At 64.3% G+C, this 23,162-nt stretch carries 23 protein-coding genes and 1 pseudogene; 14 read left to right on the forward strand and 10 right to left on the reverse strand.

Going from position 1 to position 23,162, the window contains the following annotated elements; translation table 11 throughout:
* The 4 genes and pseudogenes from ACN0TK_RS14565 to ACN0TK_RS14580 all read right to left on the reverse strand — a co-directional run.
* Positions 1-725: pseudogene (locus ACN0TK_RS14565) on the reverse strand (ABC transporter permease); the annotation flags it as partial.
* On the reverse strand, positions 725-1,837 hold the full coding sequence (locus tag ACN0TK_RS14570) for a microcin C ABC transporter permease YejB (RefSeq protein WP_417310248.1): 1,113 nt from the start codon (positions 1,835-1,837) through the stop codon (positions 725-727). The gene ACN0TK_RS14570 and the pseudogene ACN0TK_RS14565, both read right to left, overlap by 1 nt.
* 92 nt (positions 1,838-1,929) lie before the next feature.
* Positions 1,930-2,790 (reverse strand): sugar phosphate isomerase/epimerase family protein, encoded by an 861-nt coding sequence (locus tag ACN0TK_RS14575; RefSeq protein ID WP_417310249.1) that lies wholly within the window; start codon positions 2,788-2,790, stop codon positions 1,930-1,932.
* Positions 2,791-2,798: 8 nt separating this feature from the next.
* Positions 2,799-3,656, reverse strand: a complete 858-nt coding sequence (locus tag ACN0TK_RS14580; protein ID WP_417310250.1) for an NAD-dependent epimerase/dehydratase family protein — start codon at positions 3,654-3,656, stop codon at positions 2,799-2,801.
* A gap of 207 nt (positions 3,657-3,863) precedes the next feature.
* Between ACN0TK_RS14580 and ACN0TK_RS14585 the strand changes: the two genes are divergently transcribed.
* The 3 genes from ACN0TK_RS14585 to ACN0TK_RS14595 all read left to right on the forward strand — a co-directional run bounded on the left by ACN0TK_RS14585 (position 3,864) and on the right by ACN0TK_RS14595 (position 6,317).
* The gene (locus ACN0TK_RS14585) at positions 3,864-4,208 is read left to right on the forward strand and encodes an SH3 domain-containing protein (protein ID WP_417310251.1); all 345 of its coding nucleotides are present in this window, start codon (positions 3,864-3,866) and stop codon (positions 4,206-4,208) included.
* 226 nt (positions 4,209-4,434) lie between these two features.
* The gene (locus ACN0TK_RS14590; RefSeq protein ID WP_417310252.1) at positions 4,435-5,433 is read left to right on the forward strand and encodes an asparaginase; all 999 of its coding nucleotides are present in this window, start codon (positions 4,435-4,437) and stop codon (positions 5,431-5,433) included.
* An 80-nt stretch (positions 5,434-5,513) separates the two neighbouring features.
* Entirely contained in the window at positions 5,514-6,317 is an 804-nt protein-coding gene (locus ACN0TK_RS14595; protein ID WP_417310253.1) for a hypothetical protein, read from the forward strand.
* A 10-nt stretch (positions 6,318-6,327) separates the two neighbouring features.
* Here the strand turns inward: ACN0TK_RS14595 and ACN0TK_RS14600 are convergent, their stop codons facing one another.
* Entirely contained in the window at positions 6,328-7,155 is an 828-nt protein-coding gene (locus tag ACN0TK_RS14600; RefSeq protein WP_417310254.1) for an isocitrate lyase/PEP mutase family protein, read from the reverse strand.
* 141 nt (positions 7,156-7,296) lie between these two features.
* Here ACN0TK_RS14600 and ACN0TK_RS14605 point away from each other — a divergent pair, with 141 nt between their 5' ends.
* Positions 7,297-8,766 carry a M81 family metallopeptidase gene (locus ACN0TK_RS14605; RefSeq protein ID WP_417310255.1) on the forward strand — a complete coding sequence of 490 codons (1,470 nt, stop codon included), beginning with the start codon at positions 7,297-7,299 and terminating at the stop codon, positions 8,764-8,766.
* A 9-nt stretch (positions 8,767-8,775) separates the two neighbouring features.
* Here the strand turns inward: ACN0TK_RS14605 and ACN0TK_RS14610 are convergent, their stop codons facing one another.
* Positions 8,776-10,089 (reverse strand): TIGR03808 family TAT-translocated repetitive protein, encoded by a 1,314-nt coding sequence (locus ACN0TK_RS14610; protein WP_417310256.1) that lies wholly within the window; start codon positions 10,087-10,089, stop codon positions 8,776-8,778.
* Between the two features lie 123 nt (positions 10,090-10,212).
* On the opposite strand from ACN0TK_RS14610, the gene ACN0TK_RS14615 reads away from it, so the two are divergent.
* Both ACN0TK_RS14615 and ACN0TK_RS14620 read left to right on the forward strand, forming a co-directional pair.
* Positions 10,213-11,709 (forward strand): helicase HerA-like domain-containing protein, encoded by a 1,497-nt coding sequence (locus tag ACN0TK_RS14615; RefSeq protein WP_417310257.1) that lies wholly within the window; start codon positions 10,213-10,215, stop codon positions 11,707-11,709.
* Complete coding sequence (locus tag ACN0TK_RS14620; RefSeq protein ID WP_417310258.1) at positions 11,709-12,263, forward strand: hypothetical protein; 555 nt, start codon at positions 11,709-11,711, stop codon at positions 12,261-12,263. The genes ACN0TK_RS14615 and ACN0TK_RS14620 overlap by 1 nt, the downstream gene beginning before the upstream one ends.
* 25 nt (positions 12,264-12,288) lie before the next feature.
* Here ACN0TK_RS14620 and ACN0TK_RS14625 read toward each other — a convergent pair whose 3' ends face one another.
* The 4 genes from ACN0TK_RS14625 to msrB all read right to left on the reverse strand — a co-directional run bounded on the left by ACN0TK_RS14625 (position 12,289) and on the right by msrB (position 16,241).
* Positions 12,289-12,786 (reverse strand): hypothetical protein, encoded by a 498-nt coding sequence (locus ACN0TK_RS14625; protein WP_417310259.1) that lies wholly within the window; start codon positions 12,784-12,786, stop codon positions 12,289-12,291.
* A 151-nt stretch (positions 12,787-12,937) separates the two neighbouring features.
* Entirely contained in the window at positions 12,938-13,537 is a 600-nt protein-coding gene (locus ACN0TK_RS14630; protein ID WP_417310260.1) for a superoxide dismutase, read from the reverse strand.
* 97 nt (positions 13,538-13,634) lie between these two features.
* The gene (locus ACN0TK_RS14635) at positions 13,635-15,707 is read right to left on the reverse strand and encodes a S9 family peptidase (RefSeq protein ID WP_417310261.1); all 2,073 of its coding nucleotides are present in this window, start codon (positions 15,705-15,707) and stop codon (positions 13,635-13,637) included.
* A gap of 132 nt (positions 15,708-15,839) precedes the next feature.
* On the reverse strand, positions 15,840-16,241 hold the full coding sequence (gene msrB, locus ACN0TK_RS14640) for a peptide-methionine (R)-S-oxide reductase MsrB (protein ID WP_417310262.1): 402 nt from the start codon (positions 16,239-16,241) through the stop codon (positions 15,840-15,842).
* A 266-nt stretch (positions 16,242-16,507) separates the two neighbouring features.
* On the opposite strand from msrB, the gene mbhE reads away from it, so the two are divergent.
* The 8 genes from mbhE to ACN0TK_RS14680 all read left to right on the forward strand — a co-directional run bounded on the left by mbhE (position 16,508) and on the right by ACN0TK_RS14680 (position 23,098).
* A complete protein-coding gene (mbhE, locus tag ACN0TK_RS14645) occupies positions 16,508-19,054 on the forward strand; it encodes a hydrogen gas-evolving membrane-bound hydrogenase subunit E (protein WP_417310263.1) in 2,547 nt (848 codons plus the stop codon).
* Positions 19,051-19,470, forward strand: a complete 420-nt coding sequence (locus ACN0TK_RS14650) for a Na+/H+ antiporter subunit B (protein ID WP_417310264.1) — start codon at positions 19,051-19,053, stop codon at positions 19,468-19,470. The genes mbhE and ACN0TK_RS14650 overlap by 4 nt, the downstream gene beginning before the upstream one ends.
* Positions 19,470-19,847 carry a Na+/H+ antiporter subunit C gene (locus ACN0TK_RS14655; protein WP_417310265.1) on the forward strand — a complete coding sequence of 126 codons (378 nt, stop codon included), beginning with the start codon at positions 19,470-19,472 and terminating at the stop codon, positions 19,845-19,847. Before ACN0TK_RS14650 ends, ACN0TK_RS14655 begins: the two co-directional genes overlap by 1 nt.
* Positions 19,847-21,424, forward strand: a complete 1,578-nt coding sequence (locus ACN0TK_RS14660) for a proton-conducting transporter membrane subunit (RefSeq protein ID WP_417310266.1) — start codon at positions 19,847-19,849, stop codon at positions 21,422-21,424. Before ACN0TK_RS14655 ends, ACN0TK_RS14660 begins: the two co-directional genes overlap by 1 nt.
* A complete protein-coding gene (locus tag ACN0TK_RS14665) occupies positions 21,421-21,900 on the forward strand; it encodes a Na+/H+ antiporter subunit E (protein ID WP_417310267.1) in 480 nt (159 codons plus the stop codon). The genes ACN0TK_RS14660 and ACN0TK_RS14665 overlap by 4 nt, the downstream gene beginning before the upstream one ends.
* On the forward strand, positions 21,897-22,196 hold the full coding sequence (locus tag ACN0TK_RS14670) for a cation:proton antiporter (RefSeq protein ID WP_417310268.1): 300 nt from the start codon (positions 21,897-21,899) through the stop codon (positions 22,194-22,196). The genes ACN0TK_RS14665 and ACN0TK_RS14670 overlap by 4 nt, the downstream gene beginning before the upstream one ends.
* A complete protein-coding gene (mnhG, locus tag ACN0TK_RS14675) occupies positions 22,193-22,519 on the forward strand; it encodes a monovalent cation/H(+) antiporter subunit G (protein WP_417310292.1) in 327 nt (108 codons plus the stop codon). The genes ACN0TK_RS14670 and mnhG overlap by 4 nt, the downstream gene beginning before the upstream one ends.
* A gap of 156 nt (positions 22,520-22,675) precedes the next feature.
* Positions 22,676-23,098: a MucR family transcriptional regulator gene (locus ACN0TK_RS14680; protein WP_417310269.1), complete on the forward strand. Its 423-nt coding sequence runs from the start codon at positions 22,676-22,678 to the stop codon at positions 23,096-23,098.
* Positions 23,099-23,162 lie beyond the last annotated feature (64 nt).

The following is a 23,162-nucleotide window of genomic DNA, read 5'->3' on the forward strand; positions in this document are numbered from 1 at the left end:
ATGATGAGCAGCAGATAGAGCTGCGGGATGGCGCCATAGATTTCGAGAAAGCGCTGGCCGAGCAGATCGACCCAGCCACCGAAGAACCCCTGCGTGGCCCCGACGACGATGCCGATGACCGAGGAGACGGAACTGAGGATCAACCCGAACAGTACCGAAATGCGGAAGCCGTAGAGCACGCGCGCGAGGACGTCGCGCCCCTGATCGTCGGTGCCGAGCCAGTGATAGTTGCCGATGTTGCAATTGGCGTCGTCGACGCCGTCCGCGAACAGTCCGCAGCGCACCTCAGCGCTTTGCAGCCAGGAGGGCGCGGAAGGGACGGGGACCGACAGCGCCTCGTCGACGGTGCGATAGGAGTAGCGGATCGGCGGCCACAGCATCCAGCCATTGGCCTCGATCTCGTCGGCGATGAAGGGGTCACGATAGTTGGTGACGGCGAAAAAGCCGCCGAACTTTTCCTCGGGATAGTCGACGAGGACCGGAAAAAGCAGTTCGCCCTTGTAGGAGGCGAGCAGCGGCCGGTCATTGGCGACGAGTTCGGAGACCAGCGTCACCGCGAGGAGGATGAGGAAGATCCACAGGCTCACGACGCCGCGGCGATTGGACGAGAACACCTTGAGGCGGCGCTGGTTGAGCGGCGACAGGCGCGATTTCTTCGTATGCGGCACGCCGCGTCGCGTGTCGGCGGGTTCGGACACCGGCTGTGGGCTGAGGGTCGTCTGCATCAGACCTTCCGGCTCTCGAAATCGATGCGGGGGTCGATCCACATGTACATGAGATCGGAAATCAGCCCGAGCACCAGCCCGACCAGCGAGAAGATGTAGAAGGTGGCAAAGACCACCGCATAGTCGCGGTTGATGATGGATTTGTAGCCCAGGTACCCCAGCCCATCGAGCGAGAACACGGTTTCGATGAGCAGCGAGCCGCCGAAGAACGCGCCAACGAAGGCGGCTGGGAAGCCGGCAATGACCAGCAGCATGGCGTTGCGGAAGACGTGCCCGTAGAGCACGCGCTTTTCGGTGAGCCCCTTGGCGCGGGCGACCGTGACATATTGCTTGCGGATCTCGTCGATGAACGAGTTCTTGATCAGCAGCGTCGAGGTGGCGAAGGCGCCGAGCGCCATGGCGGTGATCGGCAGGATGATGTGCCAGAAATAGTCGAGGATCTGCTGCCACCACGGCAGGGTGGACCAGTTCTCGGAGACGAGCCCGCGCAGCGGGAAGATATCGAGGAAATTGCCGCCTGCGAACAGAACGATCAGCAGCACGGCGACGACGAAATCGGGCAGCGAATAGCCGACAATGACGATGGTCGAGGTGCTGACATCGAAGCGCGATCCGTCACGAACCGCCTTGGCGATGCCGAGCGGGATCGAGATGCCATAGGCGAGCAGCGTCATCCACAGCCCGAGCGTGATCGACACCGGCAGCTTCTGTATGATCAGGTCGATGACCGGAATGCCCTGCGAATAGCTGGTGCCGAAATCGAAGCGCAGGTAGTTCCACACCATGGTGAAGAAGCGCTCGAGCGGCGGCTTGTCGAAGCCGAACTGCTTTTCGATCTGCGCGATGATCTCGGGCCGCATGCCCTGAGCGCCGCGATAGCTGGAGGTATTGCCATCGGACGTCGTCGACTGGACGATGTTCTGGCCGGCAAAATCGCCTTCTTCATTGCCCATGATGGCCGATGAGGAAGACACCGACTGGCCCTGGATCTGCGCAATATAGTTTTCGACCGGGCCGCCGGGCGCGAACTGGGTGATGACGAAGGAAACGACAAGCATCCCGAACATGGTCGGGATGATCAGCAGCAGGCGACGCAGGATATAGGCGCCCAAATGGCGTCTCCACGGGTGGGGCAGGTTTTCCTAGACTAGCACCGTCACACTGTGACCGCTCTGTGACGATTCACCAACAGTTGAATGCCGGATCAGTTGGGGTGAACGAAGCCGATGCCGACGGCGTCTCCGGCGGCAAACACCCGGTCCCGGGCCAGCGGATAGGCGTCGTCGGGCAGATGCTCCAGCATCAGCGGCACCTTGCGCGGCAGCCGGGCGAGCTCGGTGAGATAGGTGCCGTAGTCGAGCACACCCTCGCCGATCTGGACCTCGTCGAGATGCACGGCCGCCTCGTCGCTGAGCCTTATGTCCTTGGCGTGGCACGAGACGATGTGTTCGCCCAGCGCGTCGAAACAGGCGCGGATGAGCGCGGCATTGTCCCAATAGGTCCGCGGCGTCATGATGATGTTGACCGGATCGAGATGTGCCGCGAAGGCCGGCCGATCGATTGCCTTGATGAGCCGCACATAGCTGTCGATGCTGTCGGGCAGCGAGTTCTGCATCATTTCGAGGGCGAACCTGGTGCGCGTCGGCTTGACCAGATCGATCAGATAGCGCGCGGTTTCGACCGCGGCATCGAAGGCCTCGTCGGAGAAATTGGCAGCGACCGGCCGGGCGTGCGCAGTGTCGTCCAGCGAGCCGATATAGGTGACGGCGCAACCGGCGCCGACCGCATCGGCGACCGCCAGCTTGTCCGCCGCATAGGCCAGGTTTGCCTTGCGCTGGGCCTCGTCGCGCGGCACGAGGCTGCGCCAGATGCCGATTTCGGCGAGCAGCACATCGGCATCGGCGAAGGCCCTGGTGAAGGCGGCGAGCGAGGCGGAATCGTCGGCCGTCAGCGTGGCGGGCACATAGGCGGCCGAATAGCCGAAATCGCGATGGGCGCGGGCGAAAGCGACTGGGTCGTCACTGCCGACGGGTAGGCCGTAGCCGCCGAGGCGTACCTTGGACATAGTGGTCATCACACGTGATTGCGCCAGGAGTGCTGCGGATTGTAGTCCAGCATCCGCCTGGCCTTGTTGATCGACAAAAGCGTGCCGTTTTCGCTCAGCGCCGTCTTGTGTTCGACACCGGGGAAGACCTCGGCCATCAGCGAGTCGTTCGAGCGCGACATGACGGTGTCGGCATTGGCGATGATGAAGGGTTCAAAACCCTTGAAGTCGGCCTCGAGGCCGCGCCGCACCGCCTGTGCCCCGTCGCGGGCATCGATATAGCCCCACAGGTTCCATTTGCGCGCATGCGCGTCGGAGTTGAAGCCGGGGAAGGCTGCGTAATCCTCGACATACATGACGTTGGAAAAGCGCAGCCCGACCATCTTCAGCTCGGGGTTCCAGCGGCAATATTGCGCCGCCATGGTCTCGTCGAGCAGCTTGCCGAGCGAATAGGCGCTCTCGGGGCGCGGGAAATACTCCTCATCCACCGGCACATAGGGCGGCGGCGTATCGAAAGGCAGGCCGAGCACGGTTTCCGACGAAGCGAAGACGACATTGGTGATGCCGGCGAGCTTGCAGGCTTCGAAGACATTGTAGCTCGAGGGCACATTATTGGCGAAGGTGCGCGCATTGGCGAACAGGCCCGGCGCCGGAATGGCGGCGAGATGCACCACCGCATCGAAGGGCCCGGATTTTTCGTCGACACCGCCGAGAATGGCCGTAGCGACTTCGCCGAAATTGCTGAGATCGATGCGGACCGTGGGACAGATTTTTTCGGCCGGCAGGGTCTGATCGAGATTGATGACCTCATAGCCATTGGTCACCAGATCCTTGAGCACGGCGCGGCCCAGCTTGCCGCTGCCGCCCGTCACCAGAACTTTCGTCACGCCACATCCTCCCGAATACGTCTTTGGCGGCAAACTAGCATGGTGGCGGAGGAGGTAAACGGGGGCAGGGCGGTTTGGCGGCTCGGGCATGCGATCGGCTGCCGGGCGCATGAACGTTTTCTGAATGCGCGGATCAGGACCGGTTCAAGCCCGGGGGGCGATAAGCGGATCAACAAATGCAATTCGGCACCCCGAAAGGACGCCAAGATGAACATGATCCACGAAAAGCTGCTGGTCGGTGTGCTTGCCGGCCTGATCGTTGCCAGCGCCGGCGCCTTCGCCGTGCAGCCCGCCAAGGCCGCTGGGTATAGTGTCGAAACCCCGGCCCACGTGTCCGGCGTCAAGTGGTGGGATGTGCTGAACGTGCGCAAGTGGCCCGCCTCCTACTCGCAGAAGGTCGGCGCTTTCGATCCCCATGAGAGCGTCTGGGTCGAGCGCTGCATCATCGCCCCGCAGGGCGGCTCGGACTGGTGCCTCGTGGAAAATGGCAATGCCCGCGGCTGGGTGAATGCCAGCTACCTGACCCTCGCCGACGACGACTGGGATATCTGAAACCTGCCGGCCCCGGCGTCTTTTGCCAGGCGCCAGGGAACGGCTGAACCTGCCCATGCATTATCGATTTGAACGACCTCCAAAATGAACAACTCTACGGCCCGCTGCTCCCCAGCGGGCCTTTTTCTTGCGTGCCGTTCGCGCAGGACGAAGGCCTTACGCGGCAGGCCGGCGATGGTGTAAAGCGGCAGCCGAACCTTCTTCCCGCATCAGCGAGACGCCCCCGATGACCGCCAATCCGATTCTTGCCGAGCAGACCCGCGGCAGCACTGTCGAGAACATCCACCGCGGTGCCTATGTGATCTGCGATGCCGACGGGACGGTAATTGCGTCGGCGGGCGATATCGCGCGCCCGGTGTTTCCGCGCTCGGCCATCAAGTCGATGCAGGCGCTGGCCATGGTGACCTCTGGGGCGATCGACAGCCTGGCACTGACCGACGCGGAACTGGCTCTGGCCTGCGCCAGCCACCATGGCGAAGACGTGCATGTCGACGGCGTCGCGGCCTTTCTCGACCATATCGGCCGGGGGCCGGCCGATCTCGAGTGCGGGGCGCATCCGCCGACCAACAGCGCTGCCCGCAAGGCGCTATTGGCGAGCGGCGGGGCGCCGACCGCGCTTCACAACAACTGCTCGGGCAAGCACTCGGGTATGCTGAGCGTCGCCAGGGCGCTGGGGATCGATGCGACCGGCTATGTGGAGCGCGACCACCCGGTGCAGGCGGCCGTGCGCAAGGCCATCGAAACCGTCATCGGTGCGCCGCTCAGCGAAGACCTTTGCGGCCGCGACGGCTGCTCGATCCCCACCTATGCAGCGCCGCTGCAAGGCTTTGCGCAGGGCTTCGCAAGAATGGCGACCGGCAAGGGGCTGCCCGACGATCTGGCGGCCGCCGCAAAACGCATTTTCGACGCCGCCACCAGCCATCCGTTGCTCGTTGCCGGCACCGGCCATCTCGATACACTGGTGATGGAGGCCTTCGGCGGCCGGGCGATGCAGAAGGTCGGCGCCGAGGGCGTGCAGTGCGGCGCGATCCGCGACAAGGGTTGGGGCTATGCGCTGAAATGCGACGACGGCAATATTCCGGCGAGCCAGGCGATGGTGGCGGGACTGCTGCTGCGCCACGCCGATCCCGACGCGGCCCAGCGCGACGTTCTCGAACGCTTCGCCCACCAGCCCCTGACCAATGTGCGCGGTTTCACCGTCGGCGAGATGCGCAGCGCCATCTAGGGGCTTACCCAAGCTTTTGGCGCATGCGAACGTCCTATCTTCGTCGGCCGCGTTGGGACGCGGCGAAAGGGAGGGAAGCCATGCGCCTGTCTGTCAGTCTGTTCGTCCTACCCGTGCTGAGCGGAATCGTCATCGGCGGAGCCGCCAGCGCGGGCGAGCTCTATGAGCCGATCGCGCTTGCCCCGGCCGTTGAGGTGCAGGCGCCGCCGGGGCTCGAGGCCGCCGCCGCCGACCTGATCACGGCAGTTGAGAAGGACGATGTTCCGGCCATCGCCGCGCTGATCGCCGATACCGTATTGACGGTCGATGGTGGGCTGGAACTGGGCCTTCCGCGTTTCACCGAGACGATTGGTCCCTTCGAGAGTGCTGAAGACAAGCTCACCGAACTCGCCTGGCGCACCGGAGGGGGCGTGCAGATGGCGTCGAGCCCCGACGACAAGACGCCCTACGCGATCTATGCCGAGCGCGACTTCATCAAATACGCGCTGACCGATGGGCGGGTGTGGGGCAGCGACCCGATGGTGCCGGACGCGATCTGTACCTATGGCTATCGCAGTTTCGACGTCGACGGCGTGGCGGCGCTGGCCGAGCATATGGGGATTTACAGTTCGTCGTTCTTCTATGTCGACGCGCCGACCCCACTGCACGCGGAAGCCGAGGCCGGCAGCGAGACCATTTTCACACTGGAACCTGACCGGCTCTATGCGCTCGATTACGAGACCGATGCCCTGGGCTACTGGATTGCCGTGCATCTGCCAGAAGGGGGCGTCGGCTTTCTGGATTACGACGTGATCGACATGCAAAAGCCCTTTGCCGTCGGCATCTGCTTTGATGAGACGGACGCCGGCTGGCAGATGGTGGCGCAGGTTTCGACCAGCCAGTGAGTGATGGCGCTCAGGCGTCCTTGGCGCCGTCCTCCAGCATCTGGTTGATCACGCTGCCCTTGGCTGCGCCGGAGAATGGCGTGAAATCGCCCGCACCGATCGCCGTCATGGCTTCGGCGATAGCGGCATGGGTGAGCCGGGCGATCATCGAGCCGGTGGAAATGCGGCGCACGCGGATCTCTGCGAGCCCGGCCACCCCGAGCGCGGCGATCGGCCCGGTGGCCAGCGCATTGACGGGGATCTCGACGGCACTGACCACGCGGCGGAGGGCCTCGGCGCTGCCCGGCACCGGCACATAGACAAGATCCGCGCCGGCCGCCTCGAAGGCCTTGATGCGGGCAATGGCTTCGTCGAGATCATATGCGCCGTTCATCACCCCGTCGGCGCGGGCGCACAGCATGAAGGGCCGCGCCAGCGATCGCGCAGCGTCGGCCGCGGCCGCGATGCGGTCGACCGCCAGTTCAAAGGAATAGGCCGGATGGCCGTCCACCATCTGCGTATCCTCGATCGAACAGCCGGAGAGCCCCGCCTCCGCCGCGAGACGGATGGTCTCGGCGACGCCATCGGGCGCATCGGCGAAGCCGTTCTCGAAATCGCCGGAGACGGGCAGGGCCGTCGCTGCGACGAGCTGCTCGGCATGGCGCAGTGCCTCGTCGCGGCTGACGCTGCCCATGTCCGGACGCCCAAGGGTGAAGGCCAGCGCGGCCGAACTGGTCGCCAGCGCCCGGGCGCCGGAAGCGGCCATCATCCGCGCCGAGCCGGCGTCCCAAGGATTGGGGATGACGAAGCACCCGGACTGGTGCAGCGCCGCAAAACCCGCGTGACGATCGGCAAGCATGGTCTCTCCCCCAGAATCATCTCTGTGCCAGGTTAGCGCAATCTCGGATCAGCCGGTGGCCGTTCCTTCCGACGAAACCGCCGACAATGGACGGCGGACGGGGACGCGGCCTAGGCTGGGGGCATCTGGGGGGAGATCATCATGCGCCTGTTCATCGCCACGCTCGGCACCGAGACCAATACATTCGCGTCCTTTCCGACCGGCATCGACGACTTTCGCAAGTGCCTGTGGGTCGAGGGGGATATTGAGAGCGTGCCGGGTTCGCCCTGGTCGTCGCCGGGCCAGATCTGGCTGAAGAACGGCCGCGCGGCCGGCTGGGACGTGGTGCAGAGCCTCTTCGCCTTCGCCAACCCGGCGGGCAATACGGTGAAGGGTGATTACGAGGCGATGCGCGATCGCATTCTCGATGATCTGAGGGCCGCCGGCGAGGTCGATGCGATCCTCGTTTATCTGCATGGGGCCATGGTGGCCGATGGCTATGACGATTGCGAGGGCGACCTCGTCCGGCGCATGCGCGAGATCGTCGGCAGCAAGACAAGGATCGGCGTTGAGCTCGATCTGCACGGTCATATCGACGAGGTGCTGGTCGATGCGGCGGACCTGATCGTCATCTACAAGACCTACCCGCATATCGACCACGCCGAACGGGCCGAGGACCTGTTCGCGCTGATGCGGCAGCTGCTGGCCGGTGAGATCGACCCGAAGATGGCGCTGTTCGATTGCCGGTCCATGGGGCTGTTCCCGACGACGATGGACGGGCCGATGATCGCGTTTTCGGACGCGATCATCGCGGCAGAGGGCAAGGACGGCATCCTGTCGCTGTCGCTGAACCATGGGTTTCCCTGGGCCGACGTGCCGCTGGCCGGCGCCAAGATGCTGGCCATTGCCGATGGTGACATGAGGATCGCCGAGGCGGCGGCAAAGCACTACGGCGAGTGGTTCTACAAGATCCGCCGAGAGGCGACGCTGCCGTTCACCCCGTTCGAGGACGCGATTGCGGCGGCACGGGAGACGGGCGACCAGCCGCTGCTGATCGCCGACACGGCCGACCAGATCGGCTCGGGCGCGCCCGGCGACACCACCCATGTGCTGCGGGCCTTTATCGACAATGGCATCCTCGATGCCGTCGTGGCGCCGCTGTGGGACCCGATGGCGGTCAAGATCTGCTTCCAGGTCGGGGTGGGGGCCAGGCTGCCCCTCAGGATCGGCGGCAAGTTCGAGCCCTATTCAGGCCCGCCGCTCGATGTCGAGGCGGAGGTGCTGTTTTTGAAGCGCGACGCCTTCCAGACCCATATCGGCGACGAAAAGATCGGCATGGGTGATGTGGCGGTGGTGCGGGTCGAGGGCATCGAGGTGCTGCTGACCGAGCAGCGGACCAACCTGTTCTCGCTGAGCCTGTTCACGCTGCATGGCATCGACTGGGAGGCCAAGCAGGTCATCTCGATCAAGAACCTTTACAAGCACAAGGACCTGTTCGTCGGGCGGGTGCGCGAGCAATTGTTCGTCGCGACGCCGGGGACCTCCAATCCGGACTGGAGCCAGCTTCCGTTCAAGCGGCTGCCACGGCCCATCTGGCCGCTGGATGAGGACCCGCTGGGTCTCGACGCCTAGGGATCTGGTTCAGCCGCCGAGGCTGATGTGGGGGTAGCGGCCGATATCACGGCTGAGATCGGCGCTGACCACCCTGTCGCCATCCATGGCGACCAGGGGGTTGGTGACCCCCGCGCCAAGCACATTGCCGCTGATAGTCACCGGACCCGGTGGCGGATCGGCAGTGACGCTGACGGCGATGCCCGTGGTGCTGGCGGTGACGGCATTGCCGGTGACCGCGAGATTGCGCACCTCGCCCTGACCGGCGCGAATGCCGATGCCGGGGACGGCATCGACGCTGTTGCCGCTGATCGTCGTGTCGATGCTGGCGGCAATGCCGAAGGGCGCGCGGGATGTGCCCTCAGGCGCGGGGCGGATGTTGCGCACCACATTGCCCGTGCAACTGCTCAGCCGGCCATCGCCATTGGCCGAGCCGATCAGGATGCCAGACGCCGCGCCATCGACGACATTGCCCGAGATCACTGCGCCCGAAAATCCGAACTCGGCGACGATGCCCGTGGCGCCCGACTGCCGGCACAGATTGTCCGACACGATGATATTGGCGCCCGAGTTGGTGCGCACCGCCGAGCTGGCGCAATCGGTGATCTGGTTGTCGGCAGCGATGACGTCGTCGGCGAGGAAGATGTGGATGCCATTGCCGTTCTGGCCATTGCCGCCATTGGTGGCGCCGATGCCGGAAATCGTGTTGTCGCTGATGATCGACCCGTCATGGCGTTTGGTGCTGGCCCACACGAGTACGCCGCCATTGCCGCAGCCGGTGATCCGGTTGCTGCTGACGGTCAGCCCGCGGCTGTCGACGGCGAACAGGCCCGCCAGCCCGTGGCCGGACAGCGTGCAGCCGGTGATGCTGGCGCCGGCATCGCGCACGACGATGCCATTGGCCGCGCCGCCCGAAAAATCGCAATTGTCGATGGTGATCTCATTGCTGGCCTCGATTTCGATCAGCCCGCGGTTGACCCCTGCCGGCCCGCCCGGTCCCGCGACGAAGCCGACGCCGGAAAAGCCCGACTGCACGCAGCCCGCGATGCGCGCCAGTGGCAGCTCATTGCTGGCGCTGAGCACGGTGGCGCCGGGAATGCCATGAACGATCACCCGGCTGGGCATTTGCAGATTACCGACGAAATAGGTGCCGGCGGGTAGAAACAGTGGGCGGCTTTCGGCGGCCGCGGCCTGTAGCGCATCCTGGAAGGCGGCACTCTGATCGTCGACGGAGTCGGTAGCGAGGCCCAGCGTCGTCGCATCCAACGATTGCCCATGCGCCATCACCGGCGCGAGCGGCAGCGCGGAAAGGCCCAGCAGCAGATGGCGACGCGAGATCGGCATGCCCAAACATTAGGCGAGTGCCGGTTAACAGGGAATGGGGAGGAGGCACGGCGCTTTCGTTTGGCAGCCCCATATCCCCCGGTTATAGAGGAGCCATCGACCGAATCCCCGAAGCGAGGCCCCATGCTCCTTCCCGACCGGCTCTATCTGGGCACCAGCACGCAGCCCGAATACCTGCGGCTGAAGTATGCCAATCGTCATGGGTTGATCACCGGGGCGACGGGGACGGGCAAGACCGTGTCGCTGCAGATCATGGCCGAAGGGTTTTCGCGGGCGGGCGTGCCGGTGTTCTGCGCCGATATCAAAGGCGACCTGTCGGGCATCGGCGCCATGGGCGAGGCCAAGGATTTTCTGGTCAAGCGCGCCAATGACATCGGCCTCACCGAATACGAACCGGGCGTGTCGCCGACGATCTTCTGGGACCTGTTCGGCCGGCAGGGGCATCCGGTGCGCACCACGGTCTCCGAGATGGGGCCGCTGCTGTTGAGCCGCATCCTCGATCTCAACGATACCCAGGAGGGCGTACTCAACATCGCTTTCCGCTATGCCGACGACAATGAGCTGCTGCTGCTCGACCTCAAGGACCTGCGCGCGCTGCTGATCGCGGTGTCGGAGAACGCCAAGGAGATTTCGCGCGAATACGGCAACGTCGCCGCTGCCAGTGTCGGGGCCGTGCAGCGGGCGCTGCTGGTGCTGGAAGAGCAGGGCGGCGAGCATTTCTTCGGGGAACGGGCGCTCGAGATTTCGGATCTGATGCGCACGACGACCGACGGGCGCGGCTATGTCTCGGTGCTGGCGGCGGACGAACTGATGGCCTCGCCGCGGCTCTATGCGACCTTCCTGCTCTGGCTGCTGTCGGAGCTGTTCGAGGAACTGCCCGAAGTCGGCGACCCGGAAAAGCCGCGACTGGTGTTCTTTTTCGACGAGGCGCACCTGTTGTTCAACGACGCGCCCAAGGCACTGATCGACAAGGTCGAGCAGGTGGTGAAGCTGGTGCGCTCGAAGGGCGTCGGCGTCTATTTCGTCACCCAGAACCCGGCCGACGTGCCCGACACCGTGCTGTCGCAGCTGGCCAACCGGGTGCAGCACGCGCTGCGCGCCTATACGCCGCGCGAGCAGAAGGCGGTGCGTGCCGCCGCAGAGACCTTCCGGCCCAACCCCGACTTCGACACCGAAGAGGTGATCACCCAGCTCGGCGTCGGCGAGGCGTTGGTCTCGGTGCTCGAGGACAAGGGTGTGCCCTCGATGGTCGGCCGCACCATGATGCGCCCGCCCGTGGGGCGGCCTGGGCCGATCACCCCGTCCGAGCGCCAGACGATGATTGCCACCTCACCCGTCGCTGGCATCTATGACCGGCTCGATGATCGCGAGTCCGCCTATGAGGTTCTGGCCGTGCGGGCCGCGGCCCGTCAGGCGGCCGAGGCTGCGGCGGAAGCCGCCAAAGAAGCGGAAAAGCAGGCGCGCGCCCGCGAAAAGGCCGAACGCGCCAGCCGCCCGCGGCGCTCGACCCGCGCCAGCCCGATGGAAGCCGCGATGACCTCGTTCGGCCGCTCGATGGCCAATAGCCTGGGCCGGGCGCTGGTGCGCGGCATTCTGGGCAGCCTGAGCGGGAAGCGCTGATGGACGTCACCAAGACCCGGCCGATGCTGGCCCTGTTCGCCTCCAATGCCGGGCCGGGCGATCCGCAGCGCTCCTCGATCATGTCGCAGGTCGGGACGCTCCTGGCCAAGCGCGGGGCGCGGATTGTCTGCCTCGCCGAACCGCAGCTCGAAACCCTGCCGCTGATCACCAGTGCCCGCGCGGCCGGCGGCGAGGTAACGATTATTGCCGGTGACGACTATGTGCCGCCCTCGGCGCTGAGCGGTGTGCCGCTGGAGCGCCTGCCGGGGCCGGAAGCGCGGCTGTTTCGGATCGCCAGCCTCGCCGATGGCTTTGTCGGTCTGCCGGGTTCGCTGGCGTCCACGGCCACGCTCTATCGGGCCTGGGTCAAGGCCGGTCCCGGCACCAAGCCGATGATCCTGCTCAACCGCAATCGCGCCTTCGAAGTGATCCGCGGTTTCATGGGCGATATCGTCAGCCATTCCGTGCGCCACTCGGAACGCAAGGTGGCGATCACCGAGAATGTCGATGATCTTTGGAACAAGATCGCCTCGGCGCTGAACGCCAAGACCTGACCTCAAAAGCACGAATGGCGGGCGGTTAGTGCGCCGGCTGTGTCCGGGCGTGGCCGAACAGCGGCACGACATTGGAATAGCGCGAGAAATCCGCCTCGATCGGATCGGAGCCGCGCATCGGCGGCACACGGGCGGCGCCATGCTCCAGCCGGGCTTCGACCCGCTCCTGCAGGTAGCGCGGCGACATCGGCTTGACGATCACCTCGTCGATGCCGGCGGCTTCGCTACGGCTGCCCAGGGTCGGGGAGACGGCGGACGTGAGCGCGATCAGCTGGAAATCACTGGCAAAGAGCCCGGGATCGGCGCGCAGAGCGATCGCCACGCGGTCGGCGCTGGCGCTGGCGCAATCATAATCGGCGACCACCATGTCGACGGCAGCGATCCGCATATAGGTCTGCATGGCGGAAAGGCTGTGGAACGTCCGCACCCGAAAATTCGGGTTTGTCGCCAGCACCATGTTCAGCACGGAGCTGAGGGCTGGGTTGGCAACGAGAATGGCAATGGTGCGGGCGGCTGAAGCCATGGGCGGTAAACTCACTATGGTTAATAGATCGTTACCATCGTTCCAACTGCTTCGCCAACCCACTAAAATCAGCGATGTGCGTTTCGTTTCGCCACAACAAAGCCCGCCCACGCAGGGCGCGGACGGGCTGAACAAAGCTAGCGGTTAGTGCTTAGCTGGCAGCGGTATAGAGCTGCTCGACATATTCCCAGTTGATCAGGCTGTCGACGAACGCCTCGAGATACTTCGGACGGGCGTTGCGATAGTCGATGTAATAGGAGTGCTCCCACACGTCGACGCCGAGGATCGGGGTCGCGCCGTGCACCAGCGGGTTCTCGCCGTTCGGGGTCTTCATGACCTCGAGCTTGCCATCCTTGACGGCGAGCCAGGCCCAGCCGGACCCGAACTGGCCGGCACCGGCGGCGGTGAAATCCGCCTTGAACTTGTCGTAGCCACCGAGGTCGGTGTCGATCGCCTTGGCGATCGTCCCGGGCAGCGAGGTGCCGCCGCCATTTGGCTTCATCCAGTTCCAGAAATGCAGGTGGTTGTAATGCTGTCCGGCATTGTTGAAGAGGCCGGCATTCTTGCCGTAGCTCTCTTTCACGATCTCTTCGAGGCTCTTGCCCTCGAGGCCCGAGCCTTCCAGCAGCTTGTTGCCGTTGGTGACATAGGCCTGATGATGCTTGTCGTGGTGGAATTCCAGCGTCTCGGCGCTCATGTAGGGGCCGAGGGCGTCATAGGCGTAGGGAAGAGCGGGAAGTTCAAAAGCCATAATGGGCCTCCTTGTGGAACTCAGGATATGAAGGAACGCTGGGCTGCGTCCGATATAGGCGCTTTGGGCGGCCTCAACAATTGGTGGCGGGAAAGGATTATCCCAATCCGACGCAATCGAGCGCAAAGCTGTAGCTCAGAGCGGTCTCCTTGAGCTGTTCGAAGCGCCCGGACGCGCCGCCGTGGCCGGCGTCCATATGCGTCTTGAGGTAAAGCGCATTGGCGTCCGTCTTGGTTGCACGCAATTTTGCGACCCACTTGGCCGGTTCCCAATAAGTGACGCGCGGATCGGTGAGTCCGGCGAGCGCAAGGATCGGCGGATAGTCCTTCGCCGCTACCTGCTCATAGGGGGCGTAGGCAGCGATGCGCTCGAAATCGTCCTTCGAGGTGATCGGATTGCCCCATTCGGGCCATTCCGGCGGGGTGAGGGGCAGCGTGTCGTCGAGCATGGTGTTGAGCACGTCGACAAACGGCACTTCGGCGATGACCCCGGCCCACAGCTCCGGCCGCAGATTGGCAATGGCGCCCATCAGCATGCCGCCGGCCGAACCGCCCTCGGCAACGATGCGGCCCGGTGCCGTGTATCCCGCCGCGATCAGCGCTTCGGCCGCGGCGATGAAATCGGTGAAGCTGTTGGGCTTCTTGTCGCGCCGCCCGTTGCGATACCAAGCATAGCCCTTTTCCATGCCGCCGCGGATATGCGCCGTGGCGTAGATGACGCCGCGATCGACGAGGCTGAGCTTGGAGACCGAAAAATTGGCGGGCAGCGCAATGCCATAGGCGCCATAACCGTAAAGCAGCACCGGCGCCGTGCCATCGAGCGGCAGCCCGCGCCTATAGAGCAGGGTGACGGGCACCTGCTCGCCATCGGGCGCTTCGGCAAAGATGCGTTTGGTCTCATAATCCTCGGGATTGTGCCCGGACGGTACCTCCTGCTCCTTGAGCAGGGTGCGCTCGCCGGTGGCGAGATCGAGATCATAGACCCGCGACGGCGTCGTGGGCGACGAGTAGCTGAAACGCAGCGTCGTCGTGTCGAATTCGAAGCCTTCGGACATGCCGAGCGAATAGGCCTCTTCATCGAACTTCACCGTCCACTCGCGGCCCGTTTCGAACTCGCGCACGACGATGCGCGGCAGGCCCTCCGACCGTTCGAGCCGGATCAGGTGATCGCGGATGACGATGATGTCGAGGATCAGGACGCCCGGCGTATGCGGCGCGAGGTCGGTCCAGTTCTCTGCGCCCGGCGTCGCGACCGGGGCCGTGACGATCTTTGAATCCTCGGCGCCATCGGCATTGGTGAGGATGTAGAAGACGCCGTCGCGCTCCTCGATGTCATATTCGCGGTCGGTGACGCGGGGCGAGATGCAGACCGGCTTGCCGGGCTTTTTCTGGTCGATGACCCAGACCTCGGAGGTCTGGTGGTCATGGGTATTGATGACGACGTGGCTGTGGCTCAGCGTTTCGTCGACGCCGACGAAAAAGCCGGGGTCAAGCTCTTCGAAGACGATCTCGTCATCGGCCTGCGGCGTGCCCATGACGTGCTTGCGCACGCGCCAGGGACGGTGGCTCTCGTCATATTCGGTGTAATAGATCGCCTTGCTGTCGGGGCTCCACACGCCGCCACCAGCGATGTCCTTGATGGTTTCGCCGGTGTCCTTGCCAGTCTCGAGGTCGCGGAACTGCAAGGTGTAATATTCGGAGCCGCGCCGGTCGGCGCTCCATGCGAGCAGGCGATGCGAGGGGTCGTGATCGCCGCCGCCGAAGCCGAAATAGCCCTCGCCCGCCTCGGCATTGCAATCGAGCAGGATCTGCTCCTCGCCGCCATCGCGCGGGGTGCGGATGAGGATCGGATATTGCTGGCCCTCTTCCATGCGCGAATTATAGGCCCACGGGCCATCGACGGTCGGGACGCCCGTGTCGTCCTCTTTGATGCGGCCACGGATCTCGCGATAAATCTTTTCGGTAAGCTCAGCCTTGGGCGTTTCGAATTCTTCGGCGAAGAAGGCGTTCTCCGCCTCGATATAGTCCCGGATATCGGCCGGCAGCGTCTCGGGCTCCTGCATCACCTGCTGCCAGTTGTCGGCCCGCAGCCAGTGATAGGGATCGGAGCGGATCACTCCGTGATGCGTGACATCGTGCGGGCGGCGTTCGGCGACGGGCGGCTTTGGCATGAGCAATCCTTTTGTTCCGGAGCGCCATGTAGCATCATCAGCCGCGCGCGGCGAGCCGGACGAATAGGCAGAAGAGGTTCGGGAGGGGGCAGGAGAGAGGCGCCGCCGCGACGGATCGCGGCGGCAGCAGGCTTATTCGTTCGCTTCGAACTCGAGCGAAATGCCGTTCATGCAATAGCGCTGGCCGGTCGGCTGCGGACCGTCGGGGAAGATGTGGCCCAGGTGTGCGCCACAGCTGTTGCAATGGGCTTCAACCCGGACCATGCCGTGGCTGCGATCGATCTCTTCGCCGACGGCGCCTTCGATCGGCGCGAAAAAGCTCGGCCAGCCCGAGCCGGATTCATATTTGGTCTTGGCTTCGAACAGTGCGGCGCCGCAGGCGGCACAATGATAGAGCCCGTCGCGCTTTTCGGTATTGTAAGCATGCGACCAGGCGCGCTCCGTCCCATGCTGGCGCATGACCTGATACTGTTCGGGCGTCAGTTCCGCGCGCCACTCGGCGTCGGTCTTCTGAACTTTCAAATCATCTGTCATCGGCGAAGTCTCCTTTGGGGCAGATATATGGTCCCGAACACGTCAGTACAAATGCGACAGGCCTCACAAACTTGTGGCTATCACCCCTGCGGCGATGCGCCCCTCCCGCTTTGCCTTGTGAGTAACCATTGTCACGCTAATGTCTGATCTGCGATTCTAGTGGAGCCTGTAGACCCCGCGTGAACCTGTCCCCGCATACAGTGATTGTGCTGGCTGTGCTGCTGCCTATGTTGACGGCAGCGCTGGCCCCATGGATTCAACGTTTCGTGGGTGGCACCGCGGGCTGGGCGCTGGCCCTTGCACCCATTGCCGGCTTCGTCGGCCTGTGGGGTCTGATCGACCCCGTCTCGCACGGCCGGCCGGTGAATGTGGTGTTCGACTGGGCCCCGAGCTGGGGCATCGATCTCGCCTTTCGCATCGACGGGCTGAGCCTCACCTTCTCGATGACCATTGCCGCGATCGGCGCGCTGATCCTGATCTACACCGGGTCCTACCTGAAGGGGCACCCGCACCAGGGGCGGTTCTTCACCTTCATGCTGCTGTTCATGGGCGCCATGCAGGGGCTGGTGCTCGCCGACAATGTGGTCGGACTCTACATGTTCTGGGAGCTGACCTCGGTCACCTCCTTCCTGCTGATCGGTTTCGACCATTCGCGCCAGGCAGCGCGCCGCGCGGCGACGCAAGCGCTGGTGGTCACCGGCATGGGTGGGCTGGCGCTGCTCGGCGGCGGGCTGATCATGCACCAGCTGTCCGGCACCTGGACGCTGTCCGAAATGCCGAGCTTTGTCGGCGAAGGCCTTTACCCGGCCATCGTGCTGCTGGTGCTGCTCGGTGCCTTCACCAAATCGGCGCAGGTGCCGTTCCACTTCTGGCTGCCCAATGCCATGGAAGCCCCGACGCCGGTCTCGGCCTATCTGCACTCGGCGGCGATGGTGCAGGGCGGCGTCTATCTGACCATGCGGTTCACTCCGCAGCTCGGCGGCGCCGATATCTGGAATGGCACGCTGATGGTCTTCGGCGGCATCACGCTGCTGTGGGGCGCCATCGCCGCGCTGCGCCAGACCGACATGAAGCAGATGCTGGCGCAGACCACGCTGGCGTCGCTGGGTCTGCTGATCCTGCTCGTCGGCATCGGCACCGAATACGCCATCATGGGCGCCATGCTCTACTTCCTCGCCCACGCCGCTTACAAGGCCGGGCTGTTCCTCGTCGTCGGTGCCATCGACCACGAGACCGGGACGCGCGAGATCACCGCCGTCGGCGGGCTGCGCGACAAGCTGACCGTGACCTTCATCGGCGCCATCATGGCGGGTGCGGGCATGCTCGGGCTACCGCCGGTGCTGGCCTTCTTCGCCAAGGAAGAAATGTATATCGCCGGCCTTTCCGGCGATCCCGGGTCGCTGATCGCCCTGATCGTGCTGGTTGTCGGCAATGCGCTGATGGGCGCTATCGGGCTCGCGCTCATCATCAAGCCCTTCATGGGCGCGCTGCTGTCGACGCCGAAGGCTCCGCATGAGGCGCCGATCGCCATGCTGGCCGGCCCGCTGCTGCTCGGTGCTCTGGCCATCGTCGCGGGCCTGTTGCCCGGCGAAGTCGGTCACCTGTTCGTCGCGCCGGGCGCCTCGGCCATCACCGCCCATGAGGTGGAGAGCCACCTGGGCTGGGGCAATGTCGACCTGTTCAGCCTCGCCTTCGGGCTGTCGCTGCTCACCTGGGTGCTGGCCGGGCTGACCTACTGGCGGCTCGACGCCACCCGCAGCCTGCTGCGCCGGCTCTTCAATCAGGTCGGCTATAGCTTCGATCAGGCCTTCGACGCGGTCTATTTCGGCCTCGTCAAGCTGGCCGCCGCCGTGACGCGGACGCTGCACCATGGCCGTCTCGAGGTCTACCTGACGGTAGTCTTTTTCATGCTGGCGCTGGCCGTGGTCATTCCGCTGTGGATGCTCAACGGCATTCCGCGTCTGCCGGCCTTCCCCGATCTCAGGTTCTACGAATGGGGTGTCATGGCCATGGCGGCGATCGGTCTGGTGACCGTGGTTGTGGCGCAGACGCGGCTGTTCGCCATTCTGGCGCTCGGCGTGCAGGGCCTTGCCGTGGCGGCACTCTACCTGCTGTTCGGCGCGCCCGACCTCAGCTTCACCCAGTTCATGGTGGAAATCCTGTCGGTGGTGATCCTGGCGCTGGTGATGACCCGGCTGCAGCTCGAAAGCGCCGACCCGCGGCCGCTGGAAGACTTCCTGCGCGACGGTGCCATCGCCCTGATGTGTGGTCTGTCGCTGACGCTGCTGCTGTTCACCGTGCTCGACGGCACGCTCGACCCCCGGCTGGGCGATTTCTTCAATCTGTATAGCGTCCACGAAGCGCACGGCCACAACATCGTCAACGTCATCCTCGTCGACTTCCGCGGGCTGGATACGCTGGGCGAGATCTCGGTGGTGATGACCGCCGGCATCGCCATCCTGGCGCTGATCCGTGGTGCCCGCAAAATGGTGGTGCCGGGCGATCCCGAGCCGCGTGGCCCGAAACTGTTCACCGATCCCGGCGATGTGCAGGACGACATCAAGGTCGCCGCCGAGAATGCTGACGAGACCAATACCATGACGTCTGCCGCTGCGGCCGCCGCCAAACCCAAGCCGCGCCAGCCCTCGCGCAGCAAGTCTGCGGCAGCCAAGACGGCGATGGGCAAGACGGCGACAGGCAAGTCTGGTGCGACCAAGTCTAGTGCGACGAAGTCGTCGGCGACCAAGGCGAAGCCGGATGGTGACAAGCCGGGACCAAAACCCCGACGCAGCCGAAAGGCGGCCACGACATGAGCACGCTGATCTTCCGCACAATCGCGCCGCTGCTGACGGCGGTGATGCTGGTCTTTTCCGTCTTCGTGCTGCTGCGCGGTCATAACGAGCCGGGTGGTGGCTTCATCGGAGGGCTGGTCGCGGCGTCCTCGATGGCGATGTACGGCATGGCCATGGGCCCAGCCGCCGCGCGCCGTGCGCTGCGCGTCCACCCGCTGGCGATTGCCGGCTGCGGCGTGACCATGGCGGCGCTGGCCGGCATGCTGTCGCTGTTCTTCCGGGTGCCGTTCCTCACCGGGCTGTGGAGCGAGTTCTATATCGGGGACACCAAGGTCGCGCTGTCGACCCCCATGGTCTTCGACATCGGCGTCTATCTGGTGGTGTTCGGCACGATCGCTGCCATCGCCTTGGCGCTGGAAGACGGGGAGAGCGACTGATGGATTTTGCTGTTGCCACCCTCGCGGGCCTGTTCTTTGCAGTTTCGATCTATCTGCTGCTGTCGCGGTCGCTGATCCGCATGCTGCTCGGTATGACGCTGCTGGGCAATGCCGTGAACCTGCTGATCCTTGTGTCGGGCCGGCTGAGCCGCGTCGTGCCGCCGATCGCCATCGGCGATATCGACGTGCCGCTCGACGGCTCCGCCAATCCGCTGCCGCAGGCGCTGATCCTCACGGCGATCGTCATCGGCTTTGCCATGTTCGCCTTCCTGCTGGTGCTCGCCTATCGCGCCTACCAGTCGCTGGAAGCCGACAACACCGACAACATGCGTGTTGCTGAACCAAGGGGCGGCCCCAAGCCGCCGATGAGTTACTGATGCACAGTGTCCGCCCAGATACCGCGACCCTGGCCATCGACTGGATCCTGATCCTGCCGGTGCTGCTGCCCATGTTGGGCGCGGCCGTGCTGCTGATGCTGCGCTCCATGCGCGATTTCCAGTTCGCCTTCACCCTGCTGGTGGTCGCCAGTGTTGCCTGGTGCGATGCGGCGCTGCTGCAGCGCGTGCTGCTGACTGGCCCGCTTTCGATGACCATGGGCAATTGGCTGCCGCCTTTCGGCATCAGCTTCACCGCCGATGCGGTGGGTGCGGGCTTCGCGCTGGCGGCCGCGGTGGTGACCTTCATCGTCCTGATCTATCTGCGCATGGACCTGCCCGAGCGGGCCCGGCACGACGGCGCCTATTCGCTGGTGCTGCTGCTGCTGACCGGTGTGAGCGGCTCGTTCCTGACCGGTGATCTGTTCAACCTCTACGTCTGGTTTGAGGTGATGCTGATCGCCAGCTTCGGCCTGATGGTGCTTGGCGGCCGCAATTTGCAGCTCGACGGCACGGTGAAATACGGCTTCCTCAACTTCCTCGCGACGACATTCTTCCTCGCCGCGTTGGGCCTGCTCTATGGCCTGTTGGGGACGCTCAACATGGCCGATATCGTGCGCCTCGCGCCGATGGCCAACCCGGCTGCAATGGCTGCGGTGGCCGGACTGCTGCTGCTCGCCTTTGGCATGAAGGCAGCCGCCTTCCCGGTGAACGCCTGGCTACCGGCCTCATATCACACGCCGCCGCCGGCGATTTCGGCGCTGCTCGCGGGGCTGCTGACCAAGGTCGGCGTCTATGCGCTGATGCGCAGCCTGGTAATGCTGGTACCGGCAAGCCGTGATTTTCTAGAGCCGGCGATTGCGCTCGTCGCGTTGACCACGCTGGTCATCGGCCCGTTGGGCGCCATTGCCGAAACCCATCTGCGCCGTGCGCTCGGCTTCCTGGTGATCGGTGGCGTCGGCGCCGTGGTGGCGGGTATCGCCATGCCCAATGCCGTGGCGCTCGCGGGCTCCTCGGTCTATGTGCTGCACGCCATGCTGACGATCACCGGGCTTTATCTGGCAGCCGGGCTGATCGAGGAAATGACCGGTACCACCGATACCCGGCGCATGGGCGGGCTGTATGAACGCGCGCCGCTGCTGGCAATCGTGTTCTTCGTGCTGATGCTGGCGGCGGCCGGTGTGCCGCCCTTCCTCGGCTTCTGGCCGAAACTGCTGCTGGTGCAGGGCGGAATCGGCGCCTGGACGGGCGGAGACGGCGGCTGGGCACTGGCGCTGTGGATCGGCATTCTGATCAACGCCTTGCTGACGCTGATTGCGGTGGCGCGGCTTTGGGCGCATGTCTTCTGGCGGCAGGGGCACGAAGGCGCGACCTCGGAAACCCCGAACCCCAACATTCAGCCTTTGGGGCAGACGCAGGTCCGGATGGGACTCGGCGCCGTCGTGGTGCTGACCGGTCTGGTCTTTGTCATGGGACTGATGCCCGAGCCGCTGATGGTGTTTGGCCGGGCCGCGGCGGAGGCTCTGCTCAACCCCGGCGCCTATGTCGATGCCACCGGACTAGCGGAGGTGCATGAATGAACCTTGCAGTCCTCAATATCGCACTGGCCTTCGGTTGGGCTCTGGCGACCGGCAGCTTCACACTGCTCAACCTGTTGTTCGGCGCCGTGATTGGCGGCCTCGGGCTGTGGATGTTGCGCGAGCACGTTTCGAGCCCCAAGCTGTTCCCGCGGCTGCGACGGGTGGCCTCGCTGAGCTTTCTGTTCACCTTCGAGCTGATTGTCAGTGCGCTGCGCATGGCGCGCCTGTCGCTGCGCCTCGATATGGATAGCCACCTGCATCCGGCCTTCATTGCCTTTCCGCTCAAGGCGACGCGCGATGCAGAAATAACGCTGCTCGCCAATCTGATTACCCTGACCCCCGGCACGCTGAGTGTCGCTGTGTCGGACGACAAGCGGTTCCTGTATATTCACGCTATCGACGCGGGGGACCGCGAAACCTTTATCGCCGAGCTTTCCAACGGATTTGAAAAGAAGGTTATGGAGGTGTTCGAGTGAGCGGCGAAGAGGCCATCCACTGGGCCAGCCAGATTTCGCTGGGCCTGCTGTTGCTTGCGATGCTGTTGACCTTCGTCCGGCTGGTGCGCGGACCGAATCTCGGCGACCGCGTGCTGGCGCTCGATCTGCTGACGCTGCTCGCGGTCGGCTTTATTGCGGCCATGGCAGTGCTGACCGGCTTCACGCTGTATATCGATATCGCCATCGCGCTGGCGCTGGCAGGCTTCCTGTCGACCCTGGCGCTGGCCAGATACCTGCTGGCCCGGGCCTCCGACCAGGAGAAGGATAAGACCTGATGGCTGATGTCTTTCGGTACATCGCGGCAGTCGTCATGCTGGCCGGCGCAAGTTTCGCACTGATTGCAGCGATCGGCGTGCTGCGTCTGCCAGACTTATACACGCGGCTTCATGCCGCATCCAAGGCAGGTGTCGTGGGGGCAGGGCTCATCCTGCTGGCGGTCGCTTTGGTAAGTTTTGATGGTCCGGTGATTTTGCGCGCAGTGCTCGGCATCTTGTTTCTACTGCTCTCGACCCCTGTTTCCGCTCACCTTTTGGCGCGCGCAGCATTGCGGGCTGGCGAAGAGCCTGACAAACGTACCGTTGTTGACGAGCTCGACTAGCAAACCTTCGAATATGTTTTTGCTCCGCGTTTATTAATATCAATGAAACTAGGTTGTCATACGAGTTGCTTTTACAAGCAACATTGACTAAAGCCTGAAGACAAGATGCGACGCCTCCCCCCAATCCGCATCTGCCTGTAAGCAAAAGGATGTACAATGACCGAAGTGACAAGCGGCAGCACCTCGACTGACAACGATCTCATCGACCTGAGCGCCGATATCGTCTGCGCCTATGTCAGCCACAACGCGCTGAGCATGACCGATCTGCCCAAACTAATTGCCGATGTGCATACGGCGCTGAAGGGTCTCGAGAACCCGGCCCAGGCCGAGGCTGCCGAGGAACTGAAGCCGGCCGTGCCCGTGCGCAAGTCCGTCGCTCCGGATTTCATCATCTGCCTCGAAGACGGCAAGAAGTTCAAATCCCTCAAGCGCCATCTGCGTACGCATTACAACCTCTCGCCGGAAGAATACCGCGAGAAGTGGGGTCTGCCGTCCGACTATCCGATGGTTGCGCCGAACTATTCCGCGACCCGCTCGCGTCTGGCCAAGGACAATGGCCTGGGCCGCAAGGCCGCCTGATTCAGCTTACATCGCTGATCGACGTTCCGGCCGCCCAGATAATGGGCGGCCGATTTTGTTTGCG

It is taken from the genome of Devosia sp. (assembly GCF_048261455.1).
Lineage (GTDB): Bacteria > Pseudomonadota > Alphaproteobacteria > Rhizobiales > Devosiaceae > Devosia_A.